This is a genomic window from Streptomyces sp. NPDC006733 (genome assembly GCF_040636125.1).
In the GTDB taxonomy this organism is placed as follows: domain Bacteria; phylum Actinomycetota; class Actinomycetes; order Streptomycetales; family Streptomycetaceae; genus Actinacidiphila.
Genome location: NZ_JBEYJD010000007.1, coordinates 73,255 through 85,770 on the forward strand (window position 1 = coordinate 73,255; position 12,516 = coordinate 85,770).

9 protein-coding genes are annotated in these 12,516 nt (G+C 73.0%); 6 read left to right on the forward strand and 3 right to left on the reverse strand.

The features are described from left to right. Nucleotides 1–22: 22 nt before the first annotated feature. Together ABZ721_RS08815 and ABZ721_RS08820 are read left to right on the forward strand one after the other, a co-directional pair. Complete coding sequence (locus ABZ721_RS08815; RefSeq protein ID WP_358788017.1) at nt 23–1,114, forward strand: LacI family DNA-binding transcriptional regulator; 1,092 nt, start codon at nt 23–25, stop codon at nt 1,112–1,114. A gap of 36 nt (nt 1,115–1,150) precedes the next feature. Then, nucleotides 1,151–2,023: a phosphatase PAP2 family protein gene (locus ABZ721_RS08820; protein WP_358787901.1), complete on the forward strand. Its 873-nt coding sequence runs from the start codon at nt 1,151–1,153 to the stop codon at nt 2,021–2,023. Nucleotides 2,024–2,270: 247 nt separating this feature from the next. Here the strand turns inward: ABZ721_RS08820 and ABZ721_RS08825 are convergent, their stop codons facing one another. Then, nucleotides 2,271–5,234: a bifunctional [glutamine synthetase] adenylyltransferase/[glutamine synthetase]-adenylyl-L-tyrosine phosphorylase gene (locus ABZ721_RS08825; RefSeq protein ID WP_358787902.1), complete on the reverse strand. Its 2,964-nt coding sequence runs from the start codon at nt 5,232–5,234 to the stop codon at nt 2,271–2,273. 333 nt (nt 5,235–5,567) lie between these two features. On the opposite strand from ABZ721_RS08825, the gene ABZ721_RS08830 reads away from it, so the two are divergent. Next, nucleotides 5,568–6,458, forward strand: coding sequence for an alkaline phosphatase family protein (locus ABZ721_RS08830; protein WP_358787903.1), 891 nt, complete (start codon nt 5,568–5,570; stop codon nt 6,456–6,458). 20 nt (nt 6,459–6,478) lie between these two features. Further along, entirely contained in the window at nt 6,479–7,501 is a 1,023-nt protein-coding gene (locus tag ABZ721_RS08835; protein WP_358787904.1) for a TolB-like translocation protein, read from the forward strand. A 16-nt stretch (nt 7,502–7,517) separates the two neighbouring features. Here the strand turns inward: ABZ721_RS08835 and ABZ721_RS08840 are convergent, their stop codons facing one another. Continuing rightward, nucleotides 7,518–8,645, reverse strand: coding sequence for a sulfite oxidase (locus ABZ721_RS08840; protein ID WP_358787905.1), 1,128 nt, complete (start codon nt 8,643–8,645; stop codon nt 7,518–7,520). A gap of 105 nt (nt 8,646–8,750) precedes the next feature. Beyond that, nucleotides 8,751–10,112 carry a glutamine synthetase family protein gene (locus ABZ721_RS08845; protein WP_358787906.1) on the reverse strand — a complete coding sequence of 454 codons (1,362 nt, stop codon included), beginning with the start codon at nt 10,110–10,112 and terminating at the stop codon, nt 8,751–8,753. 298 nt (nt 10,113–10,410) lie between these two features. Between ABZ721_RS08845 and ABZ721_RS08850 the strand changes: the two genes are divergently transcribed. Next, the gene (locus ABZ721_RS08850; RefSeq protein ID WP_358787907.1) at nt 10,411–10,812 is read left to right on the forward strand and encodes a hypothetical protein; all 402 of its coding nucleotides are present in this window, start codon (nt 10,411–10,413) and stop codon (nt 10,810–10,812) included. Nucleotides 10,813–10,902: 90 nt separating this feature from the next. Then, nucleotides 10,903–12,471, forward strand: coding sequence for a multicopper oxidase family protein (locus tag ABZ721_RS08855; RefSeq protein ID WP_358787908.1), 1,569 nt, complete (start codon nt 10,903–10,905; stop codon nt 12,469–12,471). Nucleotides 12,472–12,516 lie beyond the last annotated feature (45 nt).

Below are 12,516 nucleotides of genomic sequence, written 5' to 3' on the forward strand. Positions count from 1 at the left end.
CCGTCCCATAACATCCGGTGCTGTGACCGCAAGGCTTGCTGACATCGCAACCCAGGCGGGTGTCAGCGAAGCAACGGTCAGCCGGGTCCTCAACGGCAAGCCCGGCGTATCAGCCACCACCCGCGAATCCGTGCTGGCCGCGCTCGATCTGCTCGGCTACGAACGACCGGTCCGGCTGCGGCAGCGCAGCGCGGGTCTGATCGGCCTGATCACCCCCGAGCTGGAGAACCCGATCTTCCCCGCGTTCGCGCAGGTGATCGGCCAGGCGCTGACCCGCGACGGGTACACCCCGCTGCTGGCGACCCAGACGCCGGGCGGATCGACCGAGGACGAGCTGGTCGAGATGCTCGTGGAACGGGGGGTCGCCGGGATCATCTTCGTCTCCGGCCTGCACGCCGATTCCACCGCCGACACCGAGCGGTACGCCAGGCTGCACGGCCAGGGCGTGCCGTTCGTGCTGATCAACGGCTTCTCGGAGAAGATCAAGGCGCCGTTCGTGTCCCCCGACGACCGGGGCGCGATGCGGCTGGCCGTCACCCATTTGGCGGCACTCGGACATGAGAAAATCGGACTGGCGGTCGGACCGAAGCGCTTCGTCCCGGTACTCCGCAAGATCCAGGGCTTCATCAGCAGCATGCGGGACGTGCTGGGACTGAGCACCGAGGAATCCGAACACCTGATCCAGCACTCCCTCTACACGCTGGAAGGCGGCCAGGCGGCCGCCACGGCGCTCATCTCGTCCGGGTGCACCGCGATCGTCTGCGCGTCCGACATGATGGCGCTGGGCGCCATCCGGGCCGCACGGCAGCTGGGGCTGGCGGTGCCCGAGGACGTCTCGGTCGTCGGTTTCGACGATTCCCCGCTCATCGCCTTCACGGATCCGCCGCTGACCACCATCCGCCAGCCCGTGGCGGCCATGGGGCAGGCGGCGGTGCGGGCGCTGCTGGAGGAGATCGGCGGCACCCCCGCCCCGCACAGCGAATTCGTCTTCCTTCCGGAGCTGGTCGTGCGCGGTTCCACGGCCGCGGTGCCCAGCATCCGGAACCCTCCGCTCCTGGTCCAGCAGGCGGCCGGGAGGCATACATCGAACGCACAGGGTCCGGCCGGCGTCTGAGCGGCGGGCTCCGTGTGTCTGGCAGACTATTCCTCCATGGGGGAACCGACCGCGAAGATCATGGACGGCCGTACCGCCGTCCCGCCGCGCTCCATCGGTTCCACTGATTCCGATGGAGCGCCGAGCGAGGGCCCAGGGGCACCCCGCAGAACTCTCGTGTCCCGGCTCCGTACCCCCCGCAGACCGCGCCTGTGGTTCGAGATCGCCCTGATCGGGGTCAGTTACTGGGTGTACTCGCTCGTGCGCAACGCCGTTCCCGAGCAGGAACCGGCGGCGATGCGGCACGCGAACGCGATCTGGAAGCTGGAGAACCAGCTCGGCCTGGCCGTCGAGCACGGCGTCAACCACGCGGTCAACTCGGTGACTTGGCTGATCGTAGGAATGAACTACTACTACGCGACGCTGCACTTCGTCATCACGATCGGCGTCCTGGTGTGGCTCTACCGCAGCCATCCCGGCCGCTACGGGCCGGCGCGCACGGTCCTCTTCGTCACCACCGGCATCGCGCTGGTCGGCTTCTACTTCTACCCGCTGGCCCCGCCCCGGCTGATGCAGGGCATCGACTTCATCGACACCGTCAAGGCGCACCACACGTGGGGCTCGATGGCCTCCGGCGACCTGGCGCAGGTGTCCAACCAGTACGCCGCGATGCCGTCGATGCACATCGGCTGGTCGCTGTGGTGCGGCATCACCCTCGCGACGCTCGCCCGGCCGCTGTGGGCCAAGGTGCTGGGCATCCTGTACCCGGTGGCGACCCTGGTCGTGATCATCTCCACGGCCAACCACTTCTGGCTCGACGCCATAGGGGGCGCCGTCTGCCTGGGCGCCGGCTTCGCCGTGGTCTTCCTGCTCTACGGCCGCTACGTCTACCGCCTGCCGCGCTACCCGGCGACGGCGCGCAGGCGCTGAGCCGCCTGCGGCGGGCCCGGGCGTGGAGGGCGGGCCGCGGCACTCTCCGCCGCCGCGCGGCGTCCGCCGTACGCGCTGCGCGCGGCCGTACGGGTGACGGTGTGAGCGCGCCCGGCGGACGCGCACGTCATCCCACGAAGCCGCGCGCCTGGCGCCGCCGACGGCACGCGCGGCACCCGCGGCGGGCAGGCGTCCGTCCTCCTGCGGGCCGGCGGCAGGCCGCCGTCACGCCTCGTACTCGTAGCCGTCACGCCTCGTACTCGTAGAAGAGCCGCTCGACGACCGTGCGGGCCCGGCGGGTGGTCCGGCGGTACTCCTCCAGCATGTCGCCGACGTGGCCGGCCGAGTAGCCGAGGTAGCGGCCCACGGCGGCGAGCTCCCGGCCGTCGCCGGGGAACGTGTCCCCGGGGCGGCCGCGCACCAGCATCACCGCGTTGCGGACCCGGGTGGCCAGCACCCACGCCTCGTCCAGGACGGCCGCGTCCTCGGCGCCGACCAGATCGGCGGCCCGCAGGGCGGCCAGCGCCTGGCGGGTGCGGGTGGTGCGCAGCTCCTTCAGCCGCCCGCCGTGCTGCATCTGCAGCAGCTGCACGGTCCACTCGACGTCGGAGAGCCCGCCGCGGCCGAGCTTGGCGTGGGTGGTGGGGTCGGCGCCGCGCGGCATCCGCTCGGACTCCATGCGGGCCTTGAGCCGGCGGATCTCGCGCACGGCGTCGTCGTCCAGCCCGTCCGCCGGGTACCGCAGCGGGTCGATCAGCTCGATGAAGCGCTCGCCGAGCCCCTCGTCCCCGGCCATCGGGTCGGCGCGCAGCAGCGCCTGGCTCTCCCACCCCAGCGACCAGCGCCGGTAGTAGGCGGCGTACGAGCCGAGCGTGCGGACCAGCGGGCCGCTCTTGCCCTCCGGGCGCAGATCCGCGTCCACGAGCAGCGGCGGGTCGGGGGTGGGGATCTGCAGCAGCCGGCGCAGCTCGTTGGCGATCTTGAGGGCCTGCCCGGCGGCCCGGGGCTCGTCGGCCCCCTCCAGCGGCTCGTGGACGAACATCACGTCGGCGTCCGAGCCGTACCCCTGCTCCCGGCCGCCGAAGCGGCCCATGCCGATGACCGCGAACCGGGTCGCCAGCGGCCCGTCCGCCGCCTCGACGGCGTCCATGGCGGCCCGCAGGGCGCCGACGACGGTGGTCGCGTTGATGTCCGTGACGGCGGTCCCCACCGCGTCGACGTCCAGCTCGCCGATGACGTCGGCCGCCGCCGTCCGGAACAGCTCGCGGCGCCGGACGCCGCGGACCGCGGTGACCGCCTGCTCGGGGGTGCCGGCGCGGCCGACCGCGGCCAGCACCTCCTGTTCGAGCGCCGCCGCGTTCCGCGGCCGCAGTCCCTCGGGGGCGCCGAGCAGCGCCACGGCCTCGGGGGCCCGCATGAGCAGGTCGGGGGCGAGCCGGCCGGAGGAGAGGACCCGGGCGAGGTGTTCGGCGGCGGCGCCCTCGTCGCGCAGCAGCCGCAGGTACCAGGGGGTCTTGCCGAGCGCGTCGGAGACCTTGCGGAAGCCGAGGAGCCCGGCGTCCGGGTCGGCGGAGTCGCCGAACCAGCCGAGCAGGACGGGCAGCAGGGTCCGCTGGATGGCGGCCTTGCGGCTGACGCCGCTGGCCAGCGCCTCCAGGTGGCGGATGGCGGAGGCCGGGTCGGCGTACCCCAGGGCCTGCAGGCGCTGCCGGGCGGCGTTGGCGCTGAGCCGGGTCTCGACCGGTTCGAGCTGGGCGACCGCGTCGAGCAGCGGCCGGTAGAAGAGCTTCTCGTGCAGCCGGCGCACCTCGACGGCGTGCCGCTTCCACTCCCGGTTCAGCTCGGCGACGGGATCGGCGCGAAAGCCCAGCGACCGGCCGAGCCGGCGCTGCCCGGCCGTGTCGTCCGGCACCAGGTGGGTGCGGCGCAGCCGGTACAGCTGGATCCGGTGCTCCATCAGGCGCAGGAACCGGTAGGCGGCGTCGAGCGAGGCGGCGTCCGCGCGGCCCACGTAGCCGCCGGCGGCGAGCTGGGCGAGCGCGGTGAGGGTGGTGCCGCTACGCAGTGAGGAATCGGTTCTGCCGTGCACGAGCTGCAGCAGCTGCACGGCGAACTCGACGTCGCGCAGCCCGCCGGGGCCGAGCTTCAGCTCCCGCTCGACGTGCGCGGCGGGGATGCCCTCCACGACCCGGCGGCGCATCTGCTGGACGTCGCTGACGAAATGGTCGCGGTCCGCGGCCTGCCACACCATCGGCGACAGCGCCTCGACGTACGCCAGGCCCAGCGCCCGGTCGCCCGCCATCGGCCGAGCCTTGAGCAGCGCCTGGAACTCCCAGGTCTTGGCCCACCGCTTGTAGTAGGCGACGTGGCTGGAAAGCGTCCGCACCAGCGGGCCGTTCTTCCCCTCGGGCCGCAGGTTGGCGTCGACCGGCCAGATGGTGCCCTCGGCGGTGGTGTCGGAGCAGACCCGCATCATCCGGGCCGCCAGCCGCGTCGCCGCCCGCAGCGCCGCGGCCTCCTCGGCGCCCTCGACCGGCTCCGCCACGAAGATCACGTCGACGTCCGAGACGTAGTTCAGCTCGTGGCCGCCGCACTTGCCCATGCCGATCACCGCGAGCCGGCACAGCGCCACGTCCTCCGGCGCCTCGGCGCCCGCGATGGCGAGGGCCGCGCGCACGGTCGCGGTCGCCAGGTCGGCCAGCTCCCCGGCCGTCTGCGCCAGGTCGCTCGTGCCGCACACGTCCCGCGCGGCGATCGCCAGCATGCAGCGGCGGTAGGCCGCCCGCAGCAGGTCCGGGTCGGTGGCCGCGGCCAGCCCGCGTTCGAACTCGGCGACGCCGGGGTGCAGGTCGGCGGACTCGTACGTCACCAGCGCGTGCCAGTCGTGCGGGTGCCGGGTGAGGTGGTCGCCCAGCGCCTCCGAGGCGCCGAGCACCCCGAGCAGCCGGTCGCGCAGCGGCTTCGCGCTGGTCAGGGTGTCGAGCAGGGTCCGCCGCTCGCCCTCGTCCAGCACCTCCACCAACCGGACCAGGCCCAGCAGCGCCTGGTCGGGGTCGGCGGTCGCGCCGAGCGCGTCCAGCAGCACCGGGTCGGTCCGGACCGCGGTCAGCCCCGCGGTCTCCACCAGCGCCTCGGCCGCCGCAGGATCGGTGAACCCGTGGCGCAGCAGCCGGGAGAACGTGCTGCTCCGGCGCCCCTGCGGCAGCGACATCTCGCCTCCGGTATGTCATGGCTCGCTACGACTCGTCCTAGGCCGTCACGGGCCGTCGTGGCCTGTCCTGGCCCGTCATGGCCTGTCATGCCTGCGATCAAGGTCTCAGGTGAGCGTAACCGCCCGGCCGCCGACCTGGAACGGTCGCGCCTCGCGCGGCGGTGGCCGGGCCGTCCGGGCGGCGGGGTGCCGGGCCGCCGGCGGGCGGCGCCCGCCCCCTGCGCCGGCCCCGTTCGTTTCCCGGCCATTCACGTCAACGGATCTTCTCTCTTCCAGCCGCCGCTCCTACGCTGACAGCGCTCTGCGCCCCCTTCCCCCCACCGGAGGTAAGCCGTGCCCGGCTTGTCCATATCCGCACCGCGTCCCCTCACCGCCCTCGCCGCCGCCCTCGGGCTGGCCGGCGCGTCCTTCGGTCTGTGGGCCGGCCTCGGCGGCGCGTCCACCGCGAGCGCCGCGGCCGCCGTCCCCACCCCGGACCACGTGATCGTCGTGATGATGGAGAACCACGCGTACAACCAGGTGATCGGCAGCTCCAGCGCCCCGTACATCAACTCGCTGAAGACCGGCGGCGCGAACCTCACCGCCTCGTACGGCGTCACGCACCCGAGCCAGCCGAACTACTACCAGGTGTTCTCCGGCAGCAACCAGGGCGTGACCGGCGACAGCTGCGTCACCCCCGGCTTCAGCTCCGCGCCCAACCTCGCCTCCGAGCTGATCGCCGCGGGCAAGACGTGGGCCAGCTACAACGAGACGCTGCCCAGCCAGGGCTCCACCACCTGCAGCAGCGGCAAGTACGCGCAGAAGCACAACCCCTGGTTCGGCTTCAGCAACGTGCCGACGTCGAGCGCGAAGACGTTCGCGCAGTTCCCGACGGACTACACGACGCTGCCGCAGGTCTCCTTCGTCGTGCCGAACCTCTGCAGCGACATGCACGACTGCTCCGTCGGCACCGGTGACACCTGGATCAAGAACAAGCTCGGCGCCTACGCCACGTGGGCCAAGACCCACAACAGCCTGCTCATCGTCACCTTCGACGAGGACAACCGGCTGGCCGGCAACCGCATCCCGACCGTCCTGTACGGGCAGCGCGTGACCCCGGGCAGCACCTCGGCGACGACGTACAACCACTACAACCTGCTGCGCACGCTGGAGGACATGTACGGCCTCCCGCACGCGGGCAACGCCGCCTCCGCGACCGACATCACCGGCATCTGGACCAGCTGACCATGGACGGAGCCGGCGCCATGAGCACCCGGAACCGGCTGCTGGTCCTCGTCGCGGCGCTCGCCGTGCTCGCCTGCGTGGCGGGCGCGGCGGTCTGGCACGCCTCCGACCGGGCCGCCCGCAAGGACACCGAGCAGGCGGGCGGCCCGCCGGTCGTGGGCGGCACGGTGTCGCTCGCCCCGGCCGGGGCCCGCGCCATGGTCTTCCGCAACATGGCCTGGGGCCCGCACCGCGACGAACTGGCCACGGTGCCGGCCGCCTCGCCGGGGGCGGTCCGCACCGCCTCGGGCGTGCGCTGCCTGCGCTTCCACGCCGCCGCGGGCACCGGGATCTGCCTGCAGTCCGTGCACGGCGCGGTCCAGGACACCTACCGCGCCACCGTCCTCGACGCGCGGCTGAAGGAGACCCGCCACTACCCGCTGAACGGGATCCCGACCCGCGCCCGGGTCTCCCCCAGCGGCCACCTCGCCGCCTGGACGGTCTTCGTCGGCGGCGACTCGTACGCGGGCACGGACTTCTCCACCCGCACCTCGCTCCTCGACGTGCGGACCGGGAAGCTCGACGCGACCCTGGAGGACTTCACGATCCTCAAGGACGGCAGGCGCTACCGCGCCGCCGACGTGAACTTCTGGGGCGTCACCTTCGCCGACGACGGCCACTTCTACGCGACCCTCGCCACCGGCGGCAGCACGTACCTCGTCCACGGCGACCTCGCGGCCCGCACCGTGACGACGCTGCGCACCAACGTCGAGTGCCCGTCCCTCTCCCCCGACGGCACCCGCCTGGTCTTCAAGAAGCGCGTCGCGGGCCTGTCCGCCGACGCGCCCTGGCGCCTGTACGCCCTCGACCTCGCCACCCTGCGCGAGACCCCGCTGGCCGAGGCGCGCAGCGTCGACGACCAGGCCGTCTGGACCGACAACGGCACCGTCGCCTACTCCCTGCCGGGCGACTTCGGCGCGGACCTCTACACGGTCCCCGCCAACGGCACCGGCACCCCCCGCCCCCTGACAGCGGCTGCCCTGGCCCCCGCCTACATCGGCTGAGCCGCGGGCGAGCCCGTCAGCCGGCGGGGCCGTCGGGCAGGCAGTGCACGGTGACCCGCTGGACGAGGTTGTTGCCGAAGCCGCCGCGGTTCCAGGGCTGGACGAGAGGCTGGGTGTTGCCGTCGGCGTCGGTGGCGCGGGCGCTGAGCACATGGCGGCCGGGCCCGGCCGTCCAGGGCGCCCGCCAGCTCCGCCAGGCCCGGTCGTGTCCGTCCGGCGGGGCCAGTTCGGCGTCCCGCCAGCGGTCTCCGCCGTCCGTGCTCACCGCGACCGCCGTGACCGGGGCCATCCCGGACCACGCCCTGCCTTCCAACAGCACCGGCCCCGGGCGCACCACGCGGGTCCTGGACATGAAGTCGGGGAATCCGGGCGGGATCAGCAGCGCCCGCGGGGCGATCCGGGTGACCGGCTCGCCCGGCTCACCGGCCCGCTGCCGGTAGCGGTACGCGACCGTCGGCTGGAACCCCGCGAACGGGGTGTCGGTGAGGACGATTTCGCGCAGCCACTTCACGTGCGCCATGCCGTACCAGCCGGGCACCACCAGCCGCAGCGGGTGGCCGTGCTGCGGCGGCAGGGGCAGGCCGTTCATGCCGTACGCCACCAGTACCTCGGGATCGCGCCCGGTGGCCGCCTCCAGCGGCAGACTCCACCGGTACGCCTGCTCGACCCCGCGCTCGACGCCGTGGTCGGCCCCGCCGAAGACCGCCTCGACGGCATCCGGCAGCGCCCCCGCCTCGGCGAGCAGCACGCGCAGCGGCACCCCGGTCCACTCCGCGGTTCCCACCCCTTCGACCAGCCACGGCTGGCTCACCGGCCGCGGCGTGAGCCGGGCCCGCCCGTTGCCCGCGCACTCCATCGTCACGCGGTGGGTGACGGCGGGGAAGGACCGCAGGGTCGCCATGTCCAGCGTCAGCGGCGTCCGGACGCCGCCGCCCACGGTGAGCCGCCAGTCGTCCTCGCGGGCGGCGGGGATGTCGTAGTGGACCAGCACGTAGTGCAGTCCCGGCGGCGTCACGTCGTAGCGCAGCGCCTCCAGCGGCAGGCCGTGGTTGCGCGCCGCGAGCGCGAGTTCGTCCGCGCCGATCCCCTCGCCGTCCTCCGCGAGGCGGCCGGCCGGACTGATGTCGCCGTAGCGCCCGTCCATACCTCCATGGTGCGCCCCCACCCCGAACCGGGCACCCGCACCACCGGACACAGCACCGGGCCGACGGCGTGACGCCGTCGGCCCGGACGCGGTCGCGGCCCGCGACTACAGGTTGGGCAGGTTCTTGCGCAGCTCGAAGGCGGTGACCTCGGAGCGGTACTCCTCCCACTCCTGCTTCTTGTTGCGGAGGAAGAAGTCGAAGACGTGCTCGCCGAGGGTTTCCGCGACCAGTTCGCTGCGCTCCATCAGGGTGATGGCCTCGCCCAGGTTCTGCGGGAGGGGCTCGATGCCCAGGGCGCGGCGTTCGGCGTCGGAGAGGGCCCAGACGTCGTCGTCGGCGCCGGGCGGGAGCTCGTAGCCCTCCTGGATGCCCTTGAGACCGGCGGCGAGCAGCACCGCGTAGGCGAGGTACGGGTTGGCGCCGGAGTCGATGGAGCGGACCTCGACGCGGGTGGAGCCGGTCTTGCCGGGCTTGTACATCGGGACGCGGATGAGCGCGGACCGGTTGTTGTGGCCCCAGCAGATGTAGGAGGGGGCCTCGCCGCCGGCGCCCGCGGTGCGCTGCGAGCCGCCCCAGATGCGCTTGTAGGAGTTCACCCACTGGTTGGTGACGGCGGAGATCTCGCCGGCGTGCTTGAGCAGGCCCGCGATGAAGGAGCGGCCGACCTTGGAGAGCTGGAACTCCGAGCCGGACTCGTAGAACGCGTTGCGGTCGCCCTCGAAGAGGGAGAGGTGGGTGTGCATGCCCGAGCCGGGGAACTCCGAGAACGGCTTGGGCATGAAGGTCGCGTGCACGCCCTGCTCCAGGGCGACCTGCTTCATCACCAGCCGGAACGTCATCACGTTGTCGGCGGTGGACAGCGCGTCGGCGTAGCGGAGGTCGATCTCCTGCTGGCCGGGCGCGCCCTCGTGGTGGGAGAACTCCACCGAGATGCCCATCGACTCCAGCATGGTGATCGCCTGGCGGCGGAAGTCCATGCCGACGTTCTGCGGAGTGTGGTCGAAGTAGCCGGAGTTGTCGGCCGGGGTGGGGATGCTGCCGTCGAGCGGCTTGTCCTTGAGCAGGAAGAACTCGATCTCGGGGTGGGTGTAGAAGGTGAACCCGAGGTCGGAGGTCTTGGCCAGCGCGCGCTTGAGGACGTAGCGCGGGTCGGCGTACGAGGGGGAGCCGTCCGGCATGAGGATGTCGCAGAACATCCGGGCGGTCCCGGGGCCCTCGGCGCGCCACGGCAGGATCTGGAACGTGCTGGGGTCGGGCTTGGCGATCATGTCCGACTCGTAGACCCGGGCGAAGCCCTCGATCGCCGAACCGTCGAACCCGATGCCCTCGTCGAAGGCCTGCTCCAGCTCGGCGGGGGCGACGGCGACCGACTTCAGGTAGCCGAGCACGTCCGTGAACCACAGCCGCACGAAGCGGATGTCGCGCTCTTCGAGCGTGCGGAGCACGAACTCCTGCTGCTTATCCATTTCCACCCATCCTCGCTGATCAGGCTGCCTGCTCCCGCGCCGCGGGGCACATCGGGGCACATGAGCATCCCACCACACGGTTACCGGCACGTTTCGGACCTCGTCCGAACACACAGAACCGGTGGGGGGCGTACTGCTGTGCCCATAGTGCCTGCTGATCCGCGCCCCGCGTAACGGGCACCGTCGTGGCGACGCCGTCGCACCGCCGTTCCGCGGGACACCCGCCGGGAGCCGTGTCCGGTTGTCGGTGGGCTTGTGTAGGGTCCAGTCAGGTTCCCATACCGGAGAGGGGTATGCGATGACACGCCGGATGCTGCTGTTCGCCGCTCTCCTGTTCGGGATCCTCACCATGCACACGGTGGGCCATCCGGCGGGCGGTGAGCACGAGGGGATGCCCCGCCCGGCCGTCGCCCAGGCGGCCGTGCACGAGGGGACGGGCATGACGTCCCCGGCGGCCATGCCGCCCTCCCACGCCGCCCACCCCTCCCACCCCGCCCCCGCGCACGGCATGAACCCGCTGGCGGTCTGCCTGGCCGTGCTCGGCAGCGCCGCCGCCGTGCTGCTCACCGCCCTCGGTCTGGCGGCCGCCCTGCCGTCCGCCGCCGTCGGCGCGGCCCGCTCCGCACTCCCGCGGAGCCGGTGGCTGTGGCCACCCGCTCCGCGGATACCCCTCTCCCGACTGCCGGTGCTGCGCATATAGGACGCCGCCCGACCGCCCGGCCCCCAGCGCCCGGGGCGGTCCCGCGTTCCGTCCTGCCCACCCATCGACACCCCTGAGGTGTATTCCGCTATGCGTACCTACCACCGCCGCGCCGTGCTCGGCGCGGGCATCGCCGTCGCCGGAGGCGGCCTGCTCGGCGCCTGCTCGGGCGGCTCCCCGACATCGGCCCACCCCGGTCACGGCAACTCGCGGGCCGCCGACGGCGGATACCTCGCGCCCGACGGGCCCGAGGTCGCCGCCGCCGAGAAGGCACGGGAGGGCGGCGGGCCGGTCAGCGAGGTCCGGCTGACCGCCGTCGAAGGCGTCGTCGACCTCGGCGGGCCCACCGTCAAGACCTGGACGTACGGCGGCGACCTGCCCGGCAGGGAGATCCGGGTGACGGCGGGCGGCACCCTGTCCGCGACGCTCGCCAACCACCTGCCGCAGGCCACGTCCGCCCACTGGCACGGCCTCACCCTGCGCAACGACATGGACGGGGTGCCGGGGCTGACCCAGTCCCCGATCAAGGCCGGGGCGGAGTTCGCGTACCGCTTCGCCGTCCCGCGGCCGGGCACGTACTGGTTCCACCCGCACTCCGGCGTCCAGCTGGACCGGGGGCTGTACGCGCCGCTCATCGTCGAGGACCCGAAGGAGCCGCTCTCCTACGACCACGAGTGGGTCGTCGTCCTGGACGACTGGCTGGACGGGGTCGACGGCAGCACCCCGGACGCCGTCCTCGCCGAGCTCACCAAGGGCGCCGCCCATACCGGCATGGAGGGCATGGAAAGCACCGGGAGCATGGAGGGGATGGACCACACGGCCGGCCCCGCCCGCATGCTGATGGGCGCCACCAGCGACCTGCTCGGCGGCGACGCCGGCGACGTGAAGTACCCGTACTACCTCGTCAACGGGCGCGTCCCGGCCGCCCCGCGCGGCTTCGCCGCCAAGCCCGGCGACCGGATCCGGATCCGCTTCGTCAACGCGGGCGGCGACACCGCCTTCCGCGTCGCCCTCGGCGGCCACCGGATGACCGTCACGCACACCGACGGTTACCCCGTCGTCCACGCCGAGACCGACGCGCTGCTGATCGGCATGGGCGAGCGGTACGACGTGCTGGTCACGGCGGGTGACGGCGTCTTCCCGCTGGTCGCCCTCGCCGAGGGGAAGGACGCGGCGGCGCTGGACGTGCTGCGCACCGGCGCCGGGGCGGCGCCGACCCCGGCCGACCGGCCGGGCGAGCTGTCCGGGCGGCTGCTCCAGGCCGCCGATCTGCGGCCCGATCCGTCGGTGGCGCTGCCCGGTGCCGGCCGGGCGGCGGACCGGACGGTCGCGCTGCGGCTGACCGGCAGCATGGCCGCGTACAACTGGGCCTTCGACGGCGCGGCGTACGATCCGGCGGTCCGCCGTGACGTGCGGCAGGGCGAGCGGGTGCGGCTGACGTTCGCCAACAGCACCCGGATGTGGCACCCGGTGCATGTGCACGGGCACACCTTTTCGCTGACCGGCGGCGGCGCCCGCAAGGACACCGCTATCGTGCTGCCCGGACGGACACTCAGCGTCGACCTCGACGCGGACAATCCGGGCCTGTGGATGGTCCACTGCCACAACGTGTACCACGCCGAGGCGGGCATGATGACGGTGCTCGGCTACCGGCAGTAACGAGGGACCGGTGTCCGGGAGTGATCTCCCGGACACCGAACCTTG

Bases quoted from the DNA above. Each gene is read 5' to 3' on its own strand.
- ABZ721_RS08820 (WP_358787901.1), top strand. From the start codon at position 1,151: ATGGGGGAACCGACCGCGAAGATCATGGACGGCCGTACCGCCGTCCCG.
- ABZ721_RS08825 (WP_358787902.1), bottom strand. From the start codon at position 5,234: ATGTCGCTGCCGCAGGGGCGCCGGAGCAGCACGTTCTCCCGGCTGCTG.
- ABZ721_RS08835 (WP_358787904.1), top strand. From the start codon at position 6,479: ATGAGCACCCGGAACCGGCTGCTGGTCCTCGTCGCGGCGCTCGCCGTG.
- ABZ721_RS08840 (WP_358787905.1), bottom strand. From the start codon at position 8,645: ATGGACGGGCGCTACGGCGACATCAGTCCGGCCGGCCGCCTCGCGGAG.
- ABZ721_RS08845 (WP_358787906.1), bottom strand. From the start codon at position 10,112: ATGGATAAGCAGCAGGAGTTCGTGCTCCGCACGCTCGAAGAGCGCGAC.
- ABZ721_RS08850 (WP_358787907.1), top strand. From the start codon at position 10,411: ATGACACGCCGGATGCTGCTGTTCGCCGCTCTCCTGTTCGGGATCCTC.
- ABZ721_RS08855 (WP_358787908.1), top strand. From the start codon at position 10,903: ATGCGTACCTACCACCGCCGCGCCGTGCTCGGCGCGGGCATCGCCGTC.